This is a genomic window from Pedobacter sp. SYP-B3415, from assembly GCF_004138205.1.
In the GTDB taxonomy this organism is placed as follows: domain Bacteria; phylum Bacteroidota; class Bacteroidia; order Sphingobacteriales; family Sphingobacteriaceae; genus Pedobacter.
In genome coordinates, this window is sequence record NZ_RXNQ01000015.1 from 16,773 (window position 1) to 39,726 (window position 22,954).

General features: G+C 51.2%; 12 protein-coding genes. 5 read left to right on the forward strand and 7 right to left on the reverse strand.

Going from position 1 to position 22,954, the window contains the following annotated elements; genetic code table 11:
* Positions 1–39 precede the first annotated feature (39 nt).
* The 6 genes from EJV45_RS08260 to EJV45_RS08285 all read right to left on the reverse strand — a co-directional run bounded on the left by EJV45_RS08260 (position 40) and on the right by EJV45_RS08285 (position 13,406).
* Complete coding sequence (locus tag EJV45_RS08260) at positions 40–3,552, reverse strand: malectin domain-containing carbohydrate-binding protein (RefSeq protein ID WP_129715204.1); 3,513 nt, start codon at positions 3,550–3,552, stop codon at positions 40–42.
* Positions 3,549–6,350, reverse strand: coding sequence for a glycoside hydrolase N-terminal domain-containing protein (locus tag EJV45_RS08265; RefSeq protein ID WP_129715205.1), 2,802 nt, complete (start codon positions 6,348–6,350; stop codon positions 3,549–3,551). Before EJV45_RS08265 ends, EJV45_RS08260 begins: the two co-directional genes overlap by 4 nt.
* Positions 6,347–7,918 (reverse strand): glycoside hydrolase family 28 protein, encoded by a 1,572-nt coding sequence (locus tag EJV45_RS08270; RefSeq protein WP_240755230.1) that lies wholly within the window; start codon positions 7,916–7,918, stop codon positions 6,347–6,349. The genes EJV45_RS08265 and EJV45_RS08270 overlap by 4 nt, the downstream gene beginning before the upstream one ends.
* 6 nt (positions 7,919–7,924) lie before the next feature.
* Positions 7,925–9,469 carry a trehalase family glycosidase gene (locus EJV45_RS08275; RefSeq protein ID WP_129715206.1) on the reverse strand — a complete coding sequence of 515 codons (1,545 nt, stop codon included), beginning with the start codon at positions 9,467–9,469 and terminating at the stop codon, positions 7,925–7,927.
* 2 nt (positions 9,470–9,471) lie between these two features.
* Positions 9,472–12,201: an alpha-glucuronidase family glycosyl hydrolase gene (locus tag EJV45_RS08280; RefSeq protein WP_240755231.1), complete on the reverse strand. Its 2,730-nt coding sequence runs from the start codon at positions 12,199–12,201 to the stop codon at positions 9,472–9,474.
* Positions 12,202–12,371: 170 nt separating this feature from the next.
* A complete protein-coding gene (locus EJV45_RS08285) occupies positions 12,372–13,406 on the reverse strand; it encodes a LacI family DNA-binding transcriptional regulator (protein WP_129715208.1) in 1,035 nt (344 codons plus the stop codon).
* A gap of 170 nt (positions 13,407–13,576) precedes the next feature.
* On the opposite strand from EJV45_RS08285, the gene EJV45_RS08290 reads away from it, so the two are divergent.
* The 5 genes from EJV45_RS08290 to EJV45_RS08310 all read left to right on the forward strand — a co-directional run bounded on the left by EJV45_RS08290 (position 13,577) and on the right by EJV45_RS08310 (position 21,645).
* Entirely contained in the window at positions 13,577–14,578 is a 1,002-nt protein-coding gene (locus EJV45_RS08290; protein ID WP_129715209.1) for a pectinesterase family protein, read from the forward strand.
* A gap of 159 nt (positions 14,579–14,737) precedes the next feature.
* Positions 14,738–16,393, forward strand: a complete 1,656-nt coding sequence (locus tag EJV45_RS08295) for a glycoside hydrolase family 28 protein (protein WP_129715210.1) — start codon at positions 14,738–14,740, stop codon at positions 16,391–16,393.
* Between the two features lie 14 nt (positions 16,394–16,407).
* The gene (locus tag EJV45_RS08300; protein ID WP_129715211.1) at positions 16,408–18,375 is read left to right on the forward strand and encodes a glycoside hydrolase family 88 protein; all 1,968 of its coding nucleotides are present in this window, start codon (positions 16,408–16,410) and stop codon (positions 18,373–18,375) included.
* A 108-nt stretch (positions 18,376–18,483) separates the two neighbouring features.
* The gene (locus EJV45_RS08305) at positions 18,484–19,995 is read left to right on the forward strand and encodes a tagaturonate reductase (protein ID WP_129715212.1); all 1,512 of its coding nucleotides are present in this window, start codon (positions 18,484–18,486) and stop codon (positions 19,993–19,995) included.
* 3 nt (positions 19,996–19,998) lie between these two features.
* Positions 19,999–21,645, forward strand: coding sequence for a UxaA family hydrolase (locus EJV45_RS08310; protein WP_129715213.1), 1,647 nt, complete (start codon positions 19,999–20,001; stop codon positions 21,643–21,645).
* A 122-nt stretch (positions 21,646–21,767) separates the two neighbouring features.
* Here the strand turns inward: EJV45_RS08310 and EJV45_RS08315 are convergent, their stop codons facing one another.
* Positions 21,768–22,442 carry a DUF4397 domain-containing protein gene (locus EJV45_RS08315; RefSeq protein WP_129715214.1) on the reverse strand — a complete coding sequence of 225 codons (675 nt, stop codon included), beginning with the start codon at positions 22,440–22,442 and terminating at the stop codon, positions 21,768–21,770.
* Between the last annotated feature and the right edge of the window lie 512 nt (positions 22,443–22,954).

Genomic DNA, 22,954 nt, shown 5'->3' on the forward strand with positions numbered 1-22,954 from the left:
TTCCTCTTTAATTTTTGCCAGGTATTATACAATATTGTCTTATTGAACATCTAGTGCATCGACCGCAAGACCGGCACAGTCCTTCGCGGCAAGACGCAGCGAATAATTTCCTGCATTGATCATACCGCCGGTAGTGGTTTGCAGGTAACTCCACTTACCCGGTTTTGACGGAGGAAGCGCAAGCACCTCTTTCTTTAACAGCATGCCCCCCGGTCCGTAAAGCGACAATTCTGCAGACATTTCTTTCGCCGTCGGGTTGTGGTATTTGAGCGTAAGTGAATACGTATCGGCTACCCCGGTATAGATGTGCCAGTTTAGCATGCCCTCCTGCGCCGCACCGAAAACCATCCGCTCCCGGCCCATCAGCTGTGCGCGTTGCACACCCTGACCAGCGGGCTGCGCATCAAGTGCCTTGTAGCTCACTACCTTGTTTAAGTCATAAGCCGGCTCCAGTGATGCCGGCGGAAGCGCAGCGATAAGCACCTGCGCAGCCGCAACATGACCAAGACCGATTACCGTGTCACTGCTGAGGCGCTTTTTATAAAACCGGTAAACCATTCCGGCGTTGCTGCGGGCAACAGCACCGGTTTCACTAAAACCCCTGATAGCTGCCGGTGCCGGCGCGAGGCGTTCGTCAAAGCCGATCCAGACATCGGCGGCCGCATTCAACCTTACTTGTGCAGACAAGGTTGCGGCCGAATCTGAAAGGCGTACCCATGAAGCGCCGTAGAGCTCGGGCGGCAGGGCGACCAGGCGCGTAGTCTGGTTTTCAAACTGCCTGTCGCCGGTATTCATCCAGCTTGCAGGCTTCCCCTGATTAGCATCGGTCAGAGTGATGAGCGGCTTGCCTTCATCCGCCGGCAGGCGAACAGCCTTTTCAGATGCAATGGCAATGGCTGAGATGATAGCTTGTCCGGCCGCTACCCCTGGGAACGACAGTTCAAGCCTGCCGCCCTGAACGCGGACTTTAATTACTTTCCTCAAAGCCCTGTCGTGCCCCGCTTCCTGCCACAGGTCGAGATTTTTAAGGACCGTTTTGCCATTTACAGCCACATCAAACAGGCGCAGACCCTTACCATCAGCAAGCCCCCCGGTGCCAATCCAAGGCTCGGCGAAATACAGCTCCACCAGGTATTCGCCATCTCGGATGGGAAAATAATACTGCAGCTGTTCACGACCGTAACGAAATGTTTGAAACAACGGCCAGTTGCGGGTTCCGGCAATGGGATCTGCCGTTTGCCGCTGACTGGCAAAAAACGGCGGCAAACCCTCGAAGCGGCTTGTCCAGGATACAGATCCCCATCCCCCATTGGTAGCGGGCCTGTCGGCAAGCCAGAGCTGCCCTGCATGGTCACGATAGTCGGGCCCACCGCAATTTACCCTATACAGGTACTGATAACCGGGGCTGGCGCTTACCACTTCTTTTTCCGTATCATACATATTTTTGAAATCCGGCGCTTCAGGCAGGTAACGCAGTATCAGGCAATCGCGCGCTACAACCTTCCCATCACGGTAGCCCAGTGCATAAAGAATATTGTAGCGAAGATCGATTTTGTTCCAGGTAAAATGCGTCCCCCTTTTCCCTTTCTCCCGCCTGCCAAAGGAATGTGTACCAATCCCATTGAACAATTCAACCTCGTCACAGTTCGAATAGACGGTTATGCTGTCTTTTATGCCGGGACTTGTCCAGCGGTCGGGCCAGGTATGAGAAACCAGGTAAACCATAGGATCTGTTTTTGCAGAAACGTAATTGGCCCTGAACAGGTAGTATGAATCGGTGGGCTCTTCCCAGGGCGTCAACATCCCTTTATAATTTACAGGGCCGATGCGGTCAAGCTCGCGATAACCTTCTCCGCCCTGCACACGGCCCGGGTTATCGTGCGAATTGAACAGCCAGAAATAATGTCCTGCTGCCTCATTTTTCACACTGTCGGCAAGTCTTATTTTTGTTTCCATGAGCCAGTTCATATAGCTCTCTGAGTTTGTATTTTCCTTTTTGAATTTGTCTTCAGCGTGCAGATCGATTGTCCGCCAGGCACCATACTCACCGACCAGCACCTGCTTTTTCAAATCTTCGCCATACAGCAGCGGGTTTCCGCCATACGTTCCCGTCCAGTTTTGCGGCACATCCCAATCGGTCCCTTCACCGCCGTTGCAGGTGGTTACCAGGCGCTGTTCAGAAGCTGTCGGATCGAGTTTGCGGATCAACTCGGTACACTCGCGCGCAAAATCGGCCGGCAGGGTACTTTCGTTTTCAAGGCCCCACAGCACTACCGACGGACTGTTACGGCGCTCAATGACCCATTCGGTAAGCAGCCGCTTGAAGTTTTCGCGGAAAGCGGGGCTATCAAACCAGATGTGTGCGGCCAGCTGTGTCCAGCTGAGTACGCCCTGACGATCCCAATGCTTCTGGTAGCGAAGGTTGTGAGGCTGATGCGCATCACGAAATGCGTTAAAGCCTGCGGCCCTGATCATCTTCACCCTGGCTGCTACCTGCTCATCGCTGAAGGCATGACTTGCACCCAGCAAATGTTCGTATTCTGCTATCCCGTTTATAAACACGGGCTTACCGTTAAGATAAAATTGTTTACTCGCTGTCCCCTTCAATTCCGGCCATTGCACAGTGCGAATACCAAATGGGGTGCTGATCACATCTATCTTTTCGTTCCCTGATACAAGTACGGTTTCAAGGGTGTACAGATAGGGATTTTCAAGGTTCCAGAAAACAGGCTTTGTAATAACTGCCGGCTCATGCGCAATTTCCCGCATTTCGCCCGCAGCCAGTTGTACAGATTTCTTCACGGTGAAAACAACCTTGCCCCGGTGGTCTCTGAGATGCTGAATAACCTGGAACGCCCGGGTACGGTTGCCGTAATTCCGCACCCGGGTGCGCACATGAATTCCAGCCCGTGCTGAAGACACATCCCTGTTATTCCAGACATGTACGCCAAAGGGCTCGACACGCAGGCTGCCTGTTACGACTAGTGTGACCGGTCTGAAGATCCCCATGGGTTGCGACCCCTCAGAAAAACCTCTTTCAGGTGAGCAGCCACCATCTACCCATGGAAGATCACGGATGTTTGCGGGGTGGTCTGCACGTACTGCCAGCAGATTGGGTTTGCCATCATGCCGCATGGCGCGCGTTACGTCGATCGTAAAGGTCGTTCTGCCCCCCGCATGATAACCGACTTTTTGGCCATTTAACCAGACGGTTGCATACGAACCAACCCCTTCAAAAAAAAGAAAAAATCGCTTGTCCGGAGCAGCTTTGGGTGTAGCAAAATACCGGCGGTACCAGGCATAACCATGGCGGTTACCGTGCAAGAGCCGGCGGTACCCTTCATACTGATCCCAGTTGTGCGGCACCCTGACCGCCTTCCAACCGGTTGTACGAAAACCAGCCTGCTCAAATCCTGAAAGATCATCGCGCTTTACATCTGCAGCTACAGAAAGCCAGCCGCTGTCGAGACGGTAATGCCGCCTGGATCCTTGTGCAGCGACGGTACCCATGACCACCGTGGTCAGTAAAATCAGAAAAAGTAGTTTTTTCATTCAAACAGTCCGTTCAGGGTGTATAAGCGGCCCTTCTTTGCATCGATGTTTTTTTCAAGGTTTCCGTAACGCAGCCGCAGCGGTCCATCACATGTGGGTTTGAGACGCAATTGGCGCAGTTTTCCGTTTTGCCAGTCAAGGTCGATCTCAACGGCACCCCGGGCACGCAGTCCGCGTACCTGCCCGAACGGAAGGTCGTCTGGCAAGGCAGGCAGAATATCAATCAAACCATCGTGACTTTGCACGAGCATTTCGGTTACACCCGCAGCCGCACCAAAATTGCCGTCTATCTGGAAAGGCGGGTGCGCGTCAAAAAGATTCGGATAAACGCCACCCTGACTTCCGGCTGGCCGAAGCAGCATGCTGATCATTTTCATGGCATGGTTACCGTCTTTGAACCGCGCCCAAAAATTAATTTTCCAGGCCAGACTCCAGCCCGTGCCCTCATCACCCCGGTAGATGAGCGACTGCCGCGCCGCCTTCATCAATTCCGGATTTTTATTCCAGGTTATATCATCGCCGGGATGCACGCCCCAAAGGTGTGAAACATGCCTGTGTTTGTTGGTTGTATCGTCAATATCCTCGAGCCATTCCTGAAGCTGGCCGAAACGGCCTATCTGGTTTGGCGCAATCTCGCCGGCCATGATAAGCAGGCTGTCGCGAAGTGCCGCGTCGGTCTTCAGGATACGCGAGGCTTCTGCACATTGCCTGAAGAGTGTACGAATAATCTGATGGTCCATGGTTGGTCCCGCTACCAGGCCGCCCTGCTCGGGAGAGTTGGAAGGTGTGCTGATTAGTTTTCCTGTCTTTGGATCAACCACCAGAAAATCTTTAAAAAAGACTGCTGCCCCGCGCATAACAGGATAAGCCTGATTGCGTAAAAAAACCTCGTCGCGGCTAAAGAGGTAATGCTCCCAGAGGTGGGTACTTAACCACGCCGCCCCCGTTACCCAGATGCCATGGTTGGCAGCATTGATCGGCGCTGTGGCATTCCAGATATCTGTATTATGATGCAGAACCCAGCCCCCTGCCCGGTAATAATTGATGGCTGTTTGACGGCCGGCCGCTGCAAGCGCTGCGACCTTGACAAACAGCGGCTCATTCATGGCCGCCAGGTTAAGCACCTCTGCCGGCCAGTAATTCATTTCCAGGTTAATGTTTGTTGTGTATTTGCTGCCCCAGGGCGGCGATAACTGGTCATTCCATATGCCTTGCAAATTTGCGGGCTGCGTTCCCGGCCAGGAGCTTGAGATAAGCAAATAACGCCCATACTGCACAAGCAAGGCTACCAGTGCCGGATCACGGTCGGCAGCAAACCGCCTGATTCGCTCATCAGTTGGAAGTTTATTCCGTTCCTGCCCGCCAAAATCGATAAAAAATTTGTCGAAATAATTCGTGTAGGCTTTTATGTGTCTTTCTTTAAGTGCCGGATATGACAGTTCCTGAAGTTTTTTCTGCACAGTCTGCACCCGTTCGTCGGGACTAGCCGAGACATCGCCCGACGAGATAAAATTTGTTGCGGCATAAACGCAGATCACAACATCATCGGCTTCACTAATATGCAAGGCACTATCGCTCACACGAATTTTGCCGCCCTTCAGCACTGCCCTGAGCTGCGCCGTACCATGCAGCGCACCATGACTTACCTGAACTTTCAATTCGAGCGCATTCTGGCCAATTTGCCTGACGGCTGATTTCAGATGTGGGGAAGAGAGTCCGATATCAAGACTGATCGCACTACGTTTATCTGAACCCAGGTGAATAACCATGGCCTGGTCGGGCTGACTCACGAAGTATTCGCGCCTGAAAGCGATGCCGCCTGCACGATAGGCGGTCGTTAGTACCGCTTCTTTAAGATCAAGGCTGCGTCGATAGCCTGAAACAGGACCTGGTTGGTTTTTAAACCGCAGCCAAACATCCCCAAAGGGCTGGTAACTTGCCTGGTAAGACTCGCTGGCAGGTGGTTCGGCGTTTTGGACCCAATACCGCCAGGTTTTCACCAGGCTGAGTCCTGTGCTCACATCAGCGCCTTCAGGAAAAAGACCGATGGGCCGGCGCGGATCTTTGTAACCCGCAATGCCGCCTTTGTCAGCATAATTAAGAACCTGAACAGCAAGTGTGTTTCTGCCCGGTTTCAGCAGCGCAGCGGGAATGCGGTACCGGCGCGGATCATGGCTATCCGTGCGACCAACCAGCGTTCCGTTCACATACGTGAAATCCTGATCGCGAATCCGGTTCAGGTCAAGCACCAGGTTTTTTCCCTTCCAGTTTTCCGGCAGGTCAAACGTTGTGCGGAACCACACTACGCCGTCAAAATTTGCGAGACCGGTTTGTTCCCAGCCTTCGTATGAAGGTACCTGCATCGTTGACCACGATGCGTCATTAAAAGCCGGCTGTGCGGGCGAACCGGCTTCTGTATTCCCGGCAGTCATCTTCGCTACCCATGCTGCGCGATCGCCTGCCGGGCTTTTCAAACCCATAAAACGCCGTTCTGCGAGCGCCTCAGCTTCGGCCTGTTTCCCAGCTGCAAGCAGACCCCTTATTTCGGGGAGTGCCTGCCATGCGTCTGCCCGGTTAGGGTTGCGTGGTGCTCCCGTCCACAAGCTCTCCTCATTAAATTGAATGCGGTCTGTTTCTATGCCACCAAAGACCATAGCACCGATCCGGCCATTGCCAAGAGGAAGTGCTTCTGTCCACTTTTGGGCTGGCTGCTTATACCAGAGCGCCTGCGCTATCGCGTTTTCTACCTGAACCGAAACAAGCATGCTGCCGAGCAGCAGGTGGACCAGCTTTTTCATGGTGTGTCAGTTTTTGGAACTCCCGGATCACGGAGCACGGGTGTCCGGGCTTTCTTTAAATTATTTTCCCCGAGCGTGATGTCTTTAGTTTGCCCGCCGGAAAGTTTAAGGAACACATCTGTACCGGCACCGGCCTGACTATGGTAGATATACGCATCGGCTACATCCTGGAAATGGATAACGGGGCCTGCGCTTAACGGGCGCGGGTTACGCAGACCATTAACCGTAATGGCACGGCTGTCGCTGATATGCAGTGCTGCGCCGCGGCCAACATTTACCTGGACGCCATCAAACGTGATGTCTGATGCATGCCGGATGCGGATACCGCTTTCCATGTCGAAGTTCATGTTCGTGAAACTGATGTTGCTGACAGGCATTTCTTCAAGCCCATTCAGGTAGACGGCCTCCTTACCCTGTGCCGTGATTGAACTGAAATGGATGTTGCGTAACATTGGCGTGCGTTCGCTAAGGGGTTCAGGTGTTGTCTTTGCGTATTGCATATCCAGTACGATCGCCTGATCACGGATATTCTTCATTACGATATTGCTTACGCGGATGTCTTCAACCACGCCCCCCCTGCCACGGGCAGTTTTAATCCGGATCCCCCGGTCAGTGCCATCAAAAACGCAGTTGCTGATGACTACCTTTTTGACGCCGCCGCTCATCTCGCTGCCTATCACCACGCCGCCGTGTCCTGAGAGCATGGTGCAATTTGTAATGGTTATGTTCTCGCAAGGTGCTGCCTTACTTCTGCCGGGCGCGTCTTTGCCCGACTTGATGGTAATGCAGTCATCGCCAACGCTGATATGGCAGTCTGAAATATGCACGTTCCGGCACGATTCGGGGTTAATGCCATCAGTATTTGGGGAGTGCGGATTATTGATGGTAACACCGTGAATGGTCACATTGTCGCAAAATTCCGGATTGATCGTCCAGAAAGGAGAATTCCGGATCTTAATTCCTTCGATTCTCACGTTGGTACAATACATAGGCTGGATAAACGGCGGTCTCAAAAAACCGCGCTTCATCTGCTTTGGATCATCGGGCAGCAAAATATCTTTGTTGAGTGCATCAAACTGCAACTGCCAGCGCGAACGTGGCTGGTCCTGCTTGTACCCTTCAACAAAATCCCACCATTTTTTTCCGTGGCCATCAATCAGGCCTTCGCCCTTGATGGTAATGTTTTCTGCTTTGTAGGCATAAAAAAACGGAGAAAAACTCGTCACATCCACGCCTTCGTAGCGTGACTTCACCATGGGCAGGTAGAGATCAAAATTGTCGCTGAAATGCAGTTCTGCCCCGGCACTGATAAGGACCGTAATGTTGCTTTTTAAGTGAATAGGTCCTGTGAGGTACTTGCCTGCGGGAAAAAAGATGGTCCCGCCGCCGGCGGCCGATGCCGCCTCGATCGCTTTTTTTATAGCCGGACCGGCATTCCCCGTGCTGTCATTGCGTGCGCCATATTTGCGCACATCAAAGTATTGCTGTCCGGACGCCGGCGGGGCAACCATCAACCCTAACCAAAAAACAACCATGAAACTGATTGTAAGTCTTATTTTACGATCCATACCGGATTAGATTTTTATTGTGAGTTTTTTCAGTGCAGATGCCCTGGCCACCAGTTTCCCATCTGCGTAAACGAACATTCCTTTGCCTTTGCCATACTTCTGGCCGTGCTGATCCCAGAAAACAGAAATCTCCCGGCCATGATAACTGATCCGGGTAAGCGAAAACCAGGGCCAGGTACCAGCATCAAGCAGCGGGTCAATTATTAAGGTGTCCCCCTCAGCAGGTTTGAACCCGATCAGGTCGCTGATCACCAGATCGCAAAAAGTTGAATGATTATAAAATGCACTGCGCGGATGATCGCCTTTTAGCCATGCACCGGTTTTTTCATCCTGATACTCGCCGATATACATCCGTCCATCCATCTGATGGGAAGCGGCATATTTCTTCAGCTCAGCATAAAATATATTCCGGGTCATGTTCCCGTGCTGCTTATAATTGGTTAGCAGGTTCGACAGGCCTTTGAGTGTCTGACTGGTAGCAAAGGGCCACAAAGCACCATCCCACTCACATCCATGGCCTGAACCGCGCGTACGGAAGGTAGGCTCCCGGCGTTCGGCCGTGGTCAGACCCCATGGTGCCTTGAATCCTGCAGTGTCAACCAGCTGATCCCAGGCTTTTGCATAACGGGCACGGTCATCGGGCAGGTTAAAATACCACGGAATAAAACCGATGGCCTCGCGCGCCTGCCGGCCGGATCGTTTTGCCGGGCGGGTTTTAAAAAATGAATCGCTGTTGTCCCACAGGCTATCCTGAACAAGCGCCTCCATCTTTTCTGCCTTCAGCTGATATTTTTGCCTGACAGTGTCTACACCCAGAACACGGCCTATTGAGGCAAGGGCACGCGCATTACCATACATATATGCATTGATGCTTGGCCTCCTGTTTTCGTCTTTCCGCGAGCCGCTTACCGACTCTTCCATGCCATCTTTTACATCATGCTGCCAGAACAGACCACTGCTTAGCCGGCGCTCCTGCTCCCACTTGCTGTAATCGGCATCCAGCGCGGGAAGAATCTGGCGAAGAAATTCATGATCGGGCTGTACGAGCCACCAGTTATAGACAGCATCATCAAACCAGCTGCTAAACTGGTGAAAACGAGGTTTGGTTTGTCCCTGGTCAGCATGGTAAAGCCAAAACCGGATGTAATCCCGCAGGTATTCCTGATTTTTAAGCCATCGGCCCTCGTACAGATGATGCCCGGCTGCACAGCTGATCGAATTGTATTTTCCCGCATGTTTAACAGGCTCGATAAATTCTGTAATGATGTAACCTTCGGGCGTTTTTTTCAGGTGTTTTCGGAACGACCACCACCGAAAATAATACGTCTTTTCGATGGTCTCATCAGGACATTCCAGCAGAGGTACATTATCAGCCAAAAACTGCAGGGCATGTGCATTGGGAACCGCGTTTTTAACCGCCTCAGTGTCAGCCGCGTTAAATTGCCTTACATATTTTTCCAGTACCTGAGCCGGCGACTGTGCGGTAAGATCTCCGGCAAACAACAGCAGGGCTGTCAGTATAAACCCGGTATATTTTTTTTTATCTCGCATATTTATTCGAACAACCAGTCAATATCCCTTCCTTTTCCCGCCAGACCTGCATTGTACGGCCTGATTTCCTGTTTCCCATCTATAAATCCTAACAGGATACAGCGGCCTTTCCCGAGGGTGAAACGGTGCGTTCCCGGCTCAAAATGGTAAGTATGCACGTTCGCCATGCCAGGTCCGCCGGCTACCACTGCATCTGCAATTTTGATTTCTGACTCACCGTAGTTATTTGCACTCGCGTCAGTCTCCAATTGCGGAGCGGCAAGATTTAAGCTGTGTTTGTCCTTGAAGAAGGCTACAAGTAATTTAACCGGAGTCTTCGTACTGAACCTTAGTTCTGTGCCGGCCTGTACCTGTTGGCGGGAACTTGCCCGGATACCGCTCAGGCCTTTAAGCTGCGGAGCAAGTGCGGTAATGGCCACAGACGTATCTGAAAATACAGATGCGCCATCTTCAAGCTGGTAGATCTGAGCAGGCTGTTTCCAGCTCACCCGGGCGGGAACCAGCCGCTGAACTTCCAATCGGCGGCCCGGGCCGGCTTTTTTCAACGAATCGATGCTGTGTTTAAGCTGAGCCAGCTCGCGTGTGAAAACAGGAACCATTTCCCTCCAGTGAATAAAGGTTTTATCAACACCACGCATCGGAATTTTACGCTGCTTGGTCTGCATGCTGTTTGCATACAGGTACGTATCAGTCGTGAGGCCTGCCAGCTCTTTATAGTCTTCGAGGCTTTGTTCAAGCAACGGTACCGCAGTTTCCAGATCAGCAACCTGGTTTGAATATTTAAAACGAAGAACCTGCAGTGCTGCCCGCACTTTCTGCGCATACGTTTTCGCCAGGGCATGGTAGCTTCTCGTGTCATTCAGCAGGCGGTCAAACTCATCGCGATTGCGGGTTACTGAAGTACGCGCCTGCTCGATAGCGGCCACGGCTTTTTTTCCATGCATTTCAACCTCATCAGCAATTTGCACCGGCGTTTCGCCTGTATGCGGTTTTTTGTTCCATTCCTTTTCAGCATACTCGATGATCATTTCGCCTTCCGGAGCTTCTGATTCATACAATAATGTAAAAAGACCGTAGCGGTGCGGGTTGATCAGTTGGGTCATCAGCATACCCAATGTGAGGGTTTGGCGGTTTCCATCTGTAATGCCATAACGACGCAGCAGTTTGGGCGCAATCTCGCCTGCCTGTTCATAGGCTTCGAGAATGGCTTTCCCTGCTTCCAGGTCGGTGCCAAATTTTTCAGCGAGCCGGGCGCCCCAGAAATTCACTTCAGCCTGGCGGTCGCGGTTTGCTTTCCACGCATACCTTGCCCAGGCCTTGTACCAGATCCAGTCGCGGTCAAGCTGCAGCAATCTTTTATCCGCCTTATCTGCTGTGTATGGCCAATCCCAGTATGAGGCCTGGGGATATAAATGCAGGCCATTGGCCCCGTAAATATTGTGCATGGCCTGAACAGATTTCTGAATGAAGTCTGCAGATCCGTACCGGAAAGGTTCGAGGTTGGCAAGAATGTGCACATTCTCGATCTGCACAGTGCCAATACTGCTTAGTTCCCGGTGCAACTCTGCCCAGCTGCCGCGGGGTGTATAAGTCGTTAAAGCCTCGCCATTAAATTTGGCCTCAGTATACAGGTTCTTGTAAATGGGAAGCGCGGCCTTCATGACCCGTGGGGCATCAGTGTCGTGCGCGCGGAGCACAATGGGCGGTTCTTCCCTGATTCCGGCGGCAGCAAGTCCGTCTTTAACCCCGGGTATAATCGTCTTTGTAAACCAGTCTACGTCATCCTGCCCTACCCCTTCCATGGCTTCGCCGAGGGCGACCATCAAGCCCACATTGGGGTATTTCTGAACAAAAGCAGCGATAGACTTGCGGGTGTAATCTGCAATGAGCGGAATGATCGGCCTGTTCCGGTCCTGTGTTTTCAGGCTGTGCTTCTCGGCAAACGGTTTCGGGATCAGTATGTTATAGAACATCTGAATTACCCAGATGCCGCGACGCTCTGCTTCGGTAGTCAGAAAACGGAAGACCTCCTCGTTCATCTGAAAGGTGTTGTCGTCAACCTCAATCGCATAAGGGTAGTCTTTTAGCTTTACCAGCGAGGAAAATGGGTGGCCATTCCACAGGTACAAGGTATTGTACCGGTTTTCGACCATCATGTCCAGATACCGTAGCCAGAGACTGCGGTCGTAAAACCAGGGGAAGCTCTCAGGGGTATACGGATACTCATACACATCGCGGCCTGGAAGATAGTCAGGCTTTTGCAGACCAATACAGGTTCCCCGTAATACCATTTCCGGCCGGTCGGTCATTTGCAGGTTTGCCGGCAATTTTCCTGCTGTTCTGATTTGCTCTGCAAGTTCGAGGCAGCCATAAAGCGCTCCCGAGGCATCTGCCCCCGCTACCACGATGGTAGCCGGAGTAGTTTGCTTCAGCACGAATCCCTCTTTACCAGCGGCGCGTGCTTTTTCTGCCCATTCGCCTTTCAGCGAAGCACTTATGGAAGGTTCTGCGGCAAGACCAACCAGGATACTATACGCTTTTGAAGTTTGGTTCGAAAACTGAACACTGTAGCCCGCTGCACGAAGTCCGGAGGCTAGTTTATCCAGACCGAATTTCACGCGGTCACCAGCATTTTTCGCCGAAACGAGTGTGATATTTTTTTCTGAAGAAGTCAGACTGCCTTTGCCAGCTAAATGCAGACAGATCAGGATGGCCGTTAACAGGTATTTCATGCCCGGTATCATAAGACGGTGGACAGACAGGCTGCCCGTTATACATTCGGTTAGACGCGGCCCTCAGCTACTTCACCACTCACCTGGCACGGCCGTTAGCTAAAGGTAGTAAAAAACGTCAGAATAACGTTTTATTTTTTTCATATATAAATGAAAAATTCACTAATAAGTTACACAAGCCGGATGGATGAGCGCCTCAGAACACAATCAGGCGGCAACACTTTTGATTCAAAATCGTTAAGCGGGTAAGGTGCCTCTAGCAGCCTGATCATCATAAGTGCAGCGGTTTCGCCCATTTCAAATGCCGGCTGGCGGATAATGGAAAGCGGTGGTTCCAGGTACTCGGTCAGGTCGAGATTCGAAAAACCAATTAAAGCGAGCTGTTGCGGAATGGCAATGCGTTGCTCCCTGCAATACCTGAAAATATTGGTGGTTAGCTTATCTGAACAGGCCAGAAGCGCATCGGGAGGCGTGGGTGCCGACATAAACTGTTGCATGGCGGTTTCGACCTCGTAATACTGGAGGCCGCCAACCGGGCAGAAACGAATCAGGTTTTTGTCTGGTCCGGTATTCCTTTCCCCGTGCGCAGCGAGGTAACCGTTTAACCGCTCCCGCGTGATAGAAAGGTGAGCCGTACCGCCGAGAAAAGCAACACGTTCAAAACCCTGATCAAGCAGATGCAGGGTGGCCTGTTTTGCGCCAGAAAAATTATCTGAAGTAATCTGGAACGTATCGATCTGATCCGTTACGCGATCAAAAAAGACATAAGGCATGCCTTTGTCGTGCAGATTTGTCAAGTGATCGATATGCTCTGACTCGCCGGAAAGTGATATCAATATCCCATCGACTGACCGTGAGGCCAGATAGTTTACGGCATCAATTTCTTTTTCAAGCAACTCGTGCGACTGCGCTATGATGACGTGGTACCCTTTTGCATGAGCCGCAGACTCAATGCCGTCTATAATCTGCGAGTAAAAACTGTTGGCAATCTCGGCAACAACTACCCCTAGTGCCCGGCTGCGTTTGTCTTTGAGGTTCTGCGCTACAGGATTGGGACGGTAGTTAACTGAGCGCGCGTAATCCATCACTTTTTTCTTTGTCTTCTCGCTGATTTCGTGGCTGTCCCGAAATGCGCGGGAAACCGTAGCACTCGAGAGTCCGAGGGCCTTAGCGATATCCGTGATCTTAACCGGCTCAAATTTCATGGGCTTAAAGTAGGGCTTTCCGGTCTATTTTTGAAATTACTACCTGGCATCACCGGTAACGTTTGCGTAGATTTTGAGAACGCTTAGCCTGCGGCGGATAAAAAATAACTGTAAAATTGAAATGGTAGAACTGGTTGCTGCCAGTCATATAACAACAGAAAATAACACCTATGAAAAATGCCCGCTGGCTGATTTTCGGCCTGATCCTGATGACCGTTCATGCGATTGGCCAAAACAAGACAAGCAAATCCTACCCGGTAAAACTAACCGTGGCAACAGATGGAAGCGGCGATTACCGCAGCATTAATGAAGCGCTCCAGGCATTCAGGGGTTACTCGCCTGCGCCGCTGACATTGTTTATAAAAAACGGAACTTATCAGGAGAAGGTTATCGTGCCGCATTGGCTATGCAACCTGACGATAACGGGCGAAAGCCGGGACCAGACGATAATTGCATACAATGACCACGCAGGTAAGTCCTGGCCGGCCGACCGTTCAGATCGGTACCGGAAGGTCATGGGCACCTTCGATACCTATACGATGTTGATACTCGGCAATGACGTGCGTATAGAAGGTCTGACAATTCAGAACGCTGCCGGTCGCGTGGGCCAGGCAATTGCGCTGCATGTGGAAGGTGACCGCTTTTCTATAGACAGCTGCGCTATTCTTGGTAATCAGGACACACTTTTTACCGGAAACGACAGCAGCAGGCAACTTTATACAAATTGCCTGATCACCGGAACAACCGATTTCGTTTTCGGCCCGGCAACGGCTTTGTTTCTGAATTGTGAAGTACGAAGCCTGGCCGACTCGTACATCACAGCCGCCTCTACCCGGGCTGCCGGTAAATTCGGTTATGTTTTTCTAGGCTGCAGGTTTACAGCTGCTGAGGGTGTGGGCAAAGTCTGGTTAGGCAGACCGTGGCGGGCAAATGCGCGTGTGGTGGTTATCAGATCAGAATTGGGTGGGCACATCCGCCCGGAGGGCTGGCACAACTGGGACGATCCTGAAAATGAAAAGACCGCATTTTATGCTGAATATAAAAATGAAGGCCCCGGTTCAGGCAGGCAGCAGCGGGTTGCCTGGAGCCTGACGCTCAGCAGGAAAGAGGCAGCAGGTTACAGCCCTTTACACGTCCTTGGCGACTGGGCTGAACCATTTGTAAGGCACTGAAATCTTCAGCACCGGGGTGTATCAGGCTGGCAGGGTTTCGTAAACGTTTGCGTAAATATTTCCATTCATTCACATGGCAATGGGCAAAAAGAACGCTAGAATTGCGTCAGGCGAAATGTTGTCTCCGGAAAATGTTTGCCGATCCAAATATATACCACTATGAACAGATTGCTTATCACACTGGCCGTAATCGGCGCCGGTTGCCTGTCGCTCCGGGCACAGCATGCGGGTTTCGACACCAGCGTGTTGCCGGCTGTAAAAACGACCAGCTTCAAAAACGATACGCTGAATATCATGCAATACGGAGCCAAGACCGGTCATGAGCAGCTGAACACTGCTGCCATCCAGCAGGCTATTGACAAATGTCACCATGGAGGTGGCGGTGTGGTACATATCCCCAACGGCTTATGGATTTCGGGGCCCCTGCAATTAAAAAGCAATGTGAACCTGCACCTGGATGCGGGCGCTTTACTTTTGTTCAGTGCCGACAAAACGCAGTATAAACTGATCGCTGCCAACTGGGAAGGCCAGCCTGCTGTGCGGAATCAATCGCCCATATCTGCAGAAAGCGCTTCAAATATCGCTATTACCGGCAAGGGTATCATAGATGGCAACGGCGACGTCTGGCGCGCTGTGAAGAAAGAAAAAATCACGGAGGGCCATTGGAAAAAACTGGTGGCCTCCGGCGGACTTACAGATACCGATGGCAAGACATGGCTGCCGTCTGAATCATATGCTGCCGGCCACCGGACCAAAGACGCCGGCAAACTCACCAGCGGAAAAACGGTTGCTTCATTTGCTGACATGAAAGACTTTTTCAGGCCTAACCTGCTTGTTTTTAACAACTGCCGGAAGGTGCTGCTTCAGGGTGTCACGTTTCAGAATTCGGCCGCTTGGAACCTGCACACGCTGCTTTGTGAAGACCTGATTGTAAAGGATATACAGGTAAAAAACCCCGCATACGCACAAAACGGTGATGGAATCGATATTGAAAGCTGTAAAAACGTTCTGATTGAATCAAGTACGTTTGATGTAGGCGACGACGGGATCTGCATTAAAAGCGGGCGGGATGCTGCTGGCCGCGCGCGGGGCATAGCCACTGAAAACGTACTGGTTCGCAATTGCCGCGTGTACCGCGCGCACGGCGGCTTTGTTGTTGGCAGCGAAATGAGCGGCGGAGCCCGCAACCTTTTTGTAACCGACTGCCAGTTCATTGGAACCGATATCGGTCTGCGTTTCAAAACGACGCGCGGAAGAGGCGGAGTTGTCGAAAAGGTCTACGCTCAAAACATTGTCATGAAAGACATACCGGGTGCGGCCATATTATTTGATATGTATTACATGGCAAAAGATCCGGTATCCGCCAGCGGCGAAAAAGACGCTGCACCGAAGGTTGTGCAATTGCCGGTAACTGAAGAAACCCCTCAGTTTAGGAATTTCCGTATAAGTAACATTGTTTGCGACGGTGCAGACCAGGCCGTCTTTGTTCGCGGTTTACCCGAAATGAATATTCAGGACATTGAGATTGATCATGCGGCTTTCCGGTCGGTGAAAGGAATTGAACTGACTGAGGCAAAGGGGATCAGGCTGAGCAACATCCGGCTTTCCCTGCCTGAGCGAACGGTTCCGGTCAGGGTAAACAATACGGTTGATCTGCAGCTGCATAATATTGCGGCAACGTCGGCGCCGGATGAAAGCATTCTGGAAATAACGGGCGGGCGCAGCAAAGACATTCGTTTAACCGGCCCTCAGGCCCTGCAGCAATTAAAGAACATACGTCCGGGAGCCGGAGTAACCGGTAATGCGGTTAACTGATCAGGAAAACTAACATGAAAAAATTTCTGCTTTTTATAACATCTCTGCTTGTAATTTCATCCGGCCGCGCACAACAGTTGCCTGGAATGGCAGCCCGTGTGGCAGAAACGGCGATGAAAAAACTATGGCGGGACAGCACGCATAAGGGGCCGCATCCGGGGCGCTGGTCTTACGATCAGTCTGTTGTTCTGCTTGGTATAAGGGGCTTGTGGTACAGAACCGCAGATGCACGGTATTTCGACTATATGCAGCAAAGCATGGACCGGTTCGTATCTGAGGATGGAGCGATAGACACCTACCGCATGGACGACTTCAACATCGACAACATTGCCTGCGGCCGAATCCTCCTTGATCTCTACCAGGTGACCGGAAAGGACAAATATTTTAAGGCGGCGGCAACGCTTAGAAAACAACTGACTGTCCATCCGCGTACGAGCGAAGGGAGCTTCTGGCATAAACGAATTTATCCGCAGCAGGTGTGGCTTGACGGCCTTTATATGGCTCAGCCATTTCTTGCGCAGTGGGCGGCAACGTTTAATGAAGGCGACAGCACCTGGAACGACATTGCCCTGCAGTTTATCAACATAGAACGGCAAACCCGCGACCCCCGCAGCGGCCTGATGCGACATGGCTGGGACGAAAGCCGGAAAATGCCCTGGGCGGATAAGCAAACAGGCCTGTCGCTCAATGTCTGGGCGCGCGCTATGGGTTGGTACGGGGCGGCGCTTGCCGACGTGCTGGCTTACTTTCCCGAGGGGCATCCGCAGCGCCCCGCACTTGTGCAGATCATGGAGCGTTTCGCTATCGCGATCAGCAAAGCGCAGGATAAAAAGTCAGGGCTCTGGTGGGATGTAATGAATGCCCCCTATCCGGGAATGAAAGGCAATTATTTTGAATCATCGGCGGCGGCACAATTTGTCTATGCGCTGGCTAAAACGACGAGACTTGGTCTTCTTCCAGCAAAATACCGGCAGGTAGCTGAAAAGGGCTATCAGGGCATCCAATCGAAATTTATCAGTACCGAGGCGACCGGCAACACAAATTATACGGGCACGGTAAGCGTCAGTGGTCTGGGAGGTAAACCATACCGCGATGGAACTTTTGCTTATTACATCAGCGAACGGGTCATCACCAATGATCCGAAAGGTATGGGAGCCTTTATTCAGGCTGCAAACGAAATGGAAATCCTGCCGGATCTGCAAATTGGCCGGGGCAAAACGGTTCTCCTTGATTCATATTACAATGACGAACGGGGCAGAAACATATTGGGTCAGAATGTTCGCGTCCATTACAAATTCAGCGAAACTTCGCCCGGCGGTTTCAGTTTCCTTTCAGCATCATTAATCCGGCTCGGTGCGGAAACGCGGGAGTTGTATACCGCCCCTGCTGCCGCCAGTTTGAAAGGTGTTGCGGCCTACATCATTGTTGACCCGGATATTACAAAGGAAAATCCGCATGCAAAAATGATGAATGCTGCAGATGCAGCAGTTATTGCAAAGTGGGTACACCGGGGCGGCGCGCTTGTCCTGCTGTTAAATGATGTAGGCAATTGCGACCTGGATAAGATCAATTTGCTTGCAGAAAAATTTGGCTTCAGCTTTAACAGCGACAGCCGCAACCGGGTACAGGGGCGGAATTTTACGCAGGGAGCCATCAGGTTGTCGCCGGAAAACCCGGTGTTCCGGACCGCTGAAAAGGTATATCTGAAAGAGATCAGTACAATTCAGGTCAAAGATCAGCGTAACGTAACTGTTTTGGAGCGCGACGGCACTAATGTTCTTATGGTCTCTGCAAAACACGGTAAAGGCAGGGTTTTCGCCGTTGGCGATCCATGGTTATACAATGAGTATGTCGATGGACGCAAGCTGCCATCAGATTTTGATAATCTTAAAGCTGCTGACGACCTAAGCAGGTGGATGTTAAATGACCGCTCTTTCAACAGCACTGGCACGGCTAATAAACGCAAAAAACAAACACAATAATCACCAGATTAATTTTTACAGCGCAGACTGAAGTCGCATGCTGGCAGGGCCGGGCATTACGTCATCGCAGGTGTCTGGCTACCTGATAAAGATAAAACCAACAAGTATATGCAATTGAATCATGTTACATTAAAAAATATCCGGGCAAAGGATGGGCTCAGCATTCCGGATATTGACCGGGTCCTGCCGGAGAAAGTTCTCCAGTTCGGCACGGGTGTGCTGCTGCGTGGGCTGCCGGACCATTTCATTGACCAGGCAAACAAAGCCGGCCTTTTCAATGGCCGCATCGTTGTTGTCAAGTCGACACCGGGAAAGCCGCCGAAAGACTTCGAGGATCAGGACCACCTGTATACTTTATGCATAAAGGGCCTGGAAGATGGCAGGCAGGTTGAAGAATACAGCATAAATTCGTCTGTAAGCCGTGTGTTAAGTGCAAGCGAAAATTGGCCGGCAGTGCTTGAGTGTGCAGCTGATCCGAACATAGAAATCATCATTTCAAATACAACAGAAGTCGGCATTAAGCTGGAGACGAATGACCGCATCACCGGGCCGGAGGCACCTGCTTCATTTCCGGCAAAGCTGACTGCATTTTTATACCGGCGGTTTGCCGCATTTCACGGCGCAAGCGATGCGGGCATGGTCATCCTCCCAACTGAGCTGCTTCCTGATAATGGGACCACGTTGAGATCAATCTGCATTCGCCTGGCAGAGATCAATAATCTCGGCGCTGGCTTTGTGCGCTGGCTGGCAGAAGCGAACGATTTTTGTAATACTCTGGTAGACTGCATCGTTCCCGGAGCATTGCCTGCGGCAGAAGCGCAGAAAGCGGCCGCGGTGCTCGGCTATGAAGATAACCTGATGATCATGTCTGAAGTCTACCGCTTATGGGCTATCGAAACGGTTAATCCGGAAAGCATTGAAAGACTATCCTTCGCAGCCGTTAATCCCGGTGTGGTTATAGCGCCGAATATCGACAAGTTCAGAGATCTCAAACTCCGTCTGTTGAACGGTGCGCATACGTTTAGTTGCGGACTGGCGCTGCTGAGCGGCTTCGACACAGTGCGTGAGGCTATGAATGATCAGGATTTTGCCAGATACATCAGCGAACTTATGGAACAGGAAATTGTACCAACTCTGACAGGCGCAGATATCTCTGAAGAACAAGCACAGCGTTTCGCGCATGCCGTTTTAGACCGCTTCCGGAATCCGCATATTGAGCATCGCTGGCAAAATATTGCCCAGCAATACAGTTCTAAAATGATGATGCGCAACATTCCCACCCTGCAGCGCTATTATAACCGGTTTAATCGGGTGCCAGCTGGTATGGCGAAAGGATTTGCTGCGTATCTTTATTTTATGCGTCCGCAGAAGGATGAACCTGGGGGCTTTTACAGTGCGGCCACAGGTAGGAACATCCCGCTTGATGACCAGCATGCAGCCTTGTTGTATGCACATTGGAACAACCGCGAAGCTGAAACGGCTGCCATGTCAATCCTGTCTGACACCAGTTTATGGAAAAAAAATCTGCTGCAGTTACCCGGGTTTGCCGATGCGGTACTGAATGAAATAAAAAGACTGCAGGAACGTTCTCAAAACACTCCTGCGCGTGTTGAAATGTAAGTCATGGAAAAGAAAAAAATCCTCAAGGTTCATCCGTCAGATAATGTGATCGTAGCCCTGCAAAACCTGGAGGCCGGTGAAACGGTATCGCTCGGCGGCAGGACCTATACAACCACTGAGCGCATTGACGCCAAGCATAAATTTTTTGAAGATGATCTTGCCCCAGGCGACCAGATCATTATGTATGGTGTGCTGGTCGGAAAGGCACAATACGCCATCGGCGCAGGCGCGAGAATGACGACAGACAACGTTAAACATGCTGCAGATCCCTATCAGTATCGTTCCATGGATTATGCGTGGACAGCGCCCGATGTGAGCAGGTTTAGCGGGCGCAGTTTCCTTGGTTATCATCGCAGCGACGGACGGGTCGGCACAGCGAACTACTGGCTGTTTATACCGACGGTATTTTGTGAAAACAGAAACCTGGACATCATCCGCGAAGCCCTGCATAATGAACTGGGTTACGCAGTGACCGACAAATACAAAACGAAGACGAGAATGCTCGCAGAGCTGTATCGGCAGGGTGCAGATCTTGAGTCTGCCGATATCAATATCCATGAGTCGATCGTACCGGCGAAACGTCTTTTTGAAAATGTAGACGGGATCAAGTTTCTGAACCATCAGGGCGGATGCGGTGGCACGCGACAAGATGCCGCTGTATTAAGTAAGCTGTTGGCCGCGTATGCCGACCATCCGAATGTAGCCGGGGTAACCGTGCTAAGCCTTGGTTGTCAGAACCTGCAGGTAGCTGATTTCCTGGCCGACCTGCGCACGCGGAATTCCGGCTTCGACAAGCCGCTCTATATTTTTGAACAGCAGCAGTCGCAAAGTGAGGAACAGCTTATTACAGAGGCGATCAGAAAAACATTTGTCGGACTTGCACAGGCTAACAAATTGCAACGACAGCCCGCCGGACTGGACAAACTTGTTCTTGGTGTGAAGTGTGGCGGTAGTGACGGCTTTAGCGGCATTTCGGCCAACCCCGCAGTGGGCTATTGTTCAGACCTGCTTGTTGCGCTTGGCGGAAAGGTACTGCTTGCCGAGTTTCCTGAATTATGCGGAGCCGAGCAGGAACTGATTGACCGCACAGAAGATGAGCAGGCCGCGAGGAAATTTATTCACCTGATGCAATCGTACAATGAGGCCGCGCACCGTGTCGGCTCGGGTTTTGAAAACAATCCCTCGCCGGGGAACATCCGCGACGGACTTATTACGGATGCAATCAAGTCGGCCGGTGCCGCAAAAAAAGGAGGAACATCTCCGGTTACCGATGTGCTCGACTACACCGAACCGGCAGTGAAGCCCGGTTTGAACCTGGTCTGCACCCCCGGAAACGACGTCGAAGCGACGACAGGTAAGGCAGCAGCCGGCGCAACATTGATTCTTTTTACAACAGGGCTTGGTACCCCAACGGGAAATCCTGTATGCCCGGTTATTAAAGTGGCTACCAACAATGCATTGGCTGCCCGGATGTCTGATATTATCGACATTAACACCGGTCCGATCATTGAAGGTGAAAAAACAATTGAAGAGATGGGCGCTGATATCCTGGAGTATTGTATTCTGGCGGCCAGCGGACAGGTAACTCCAAAAGCGGTTCAACTCAACCAGGATGATTTTATTCCCTGGAAGCGGGGCGTCAGTTTATAGACACCCTCAATCCGATAAAAAAAACGTGCGGCTGTTTCAACCACACGTTTTTTTTACTCTCAGACGGACTTCTCAGCTTTACAGAGTTGCCTGGTATACTACGGGCTGCCCTGCATGTTGGATTAATAATTAGTGACCAACTGCGCACCAAACGGTTTGTCGAGTTCGCCGGCAGCGGTCAGCCCCACGGCAATTATCGTATAGGCTTTGCCTGCTACAAGGGTTTGGTTTGAAAAAGTAAATTTCGCCTGCTGCGCGTCCACTTCTTTGATGATAAAGGAGTGTGTACCTGCTGAAACGGGTGTGAATGCGCTATGCTGTTTATATGATCTGGCTGTCGCAATGCTCGCTGCGCCTTCGCTGAGCTGCACGTCTAACGCCGGGGCATCTGGCGAAAGGTTGATAAAACGTACATAGGCTTTGTCGGCATTCCGCTCCGGAAACTGATCTTCTACCTGAAGTATTTCCCGCTGCTGATCCTTCCCGATCAGGAAGAGCGAGTACATCTTTTCATTGCTTATACTCAGCGATCGCTCTAAGATGAGTTCATCAGTGCCACCGTTCGTAAATTTAACGGCAATCGTTCCGGGAAGAAGCGCCTGGTATCCGATCACGCCGCCAAATGGCACTGCCGCTGCAGTTACCCTCGAACTGTTCAGGTAGATGTTGTATGTTGCCAGCGTGGGTGATACGTTTGCAATGCTGACGAAGGGACTGGCTTCGGGATGTCCTATCTTTTTACTGCAACCCGACAGTGTTATAATTCCGGCAAATAGTAGTGTGGTAAAAATCTTCATTGTTTTCTTTTGTTTCTAAGTCTATATAGATCAGCAATGCCGGCCTGGCGCCTGCTTTTTGGATAAATATATTAGAGAAACGCGAAAAGTTGTTGTAAATGCTACAATTAAAAACTGCGTTCATTTTAGTTTTTATTGGCTGGCAAGCTGATTGAAGCACGCGCGTCCCGCGCGTGTTGAATTGATGGTTGAAGCACGCGCGGGACGCGCGCGCTAACCTTGTGGTAAATGCTACAATTAAAACTGCGTTCATTTTAGTTTTTATTGGCTGGCAAGCTGATTGAAGCATGCGCGGGACGCGCGTGTTGAATTGATGGTTGAAGCACGCGCGTCCCGCGCGCGCTAACCTTGTGTAAATGCTACAATAAAAAACTGCGTCAGTCAAGAGGGTGTTTCCTGAACTGTGTCAATAGTGTAACTTTAAACTATCGACATAAACAATGGCAACACAAGAAGACTTTGACTTTGAAAGCTTCAAAAAGGAAGCTATAGCAGGCTTATATGCCGGCAAA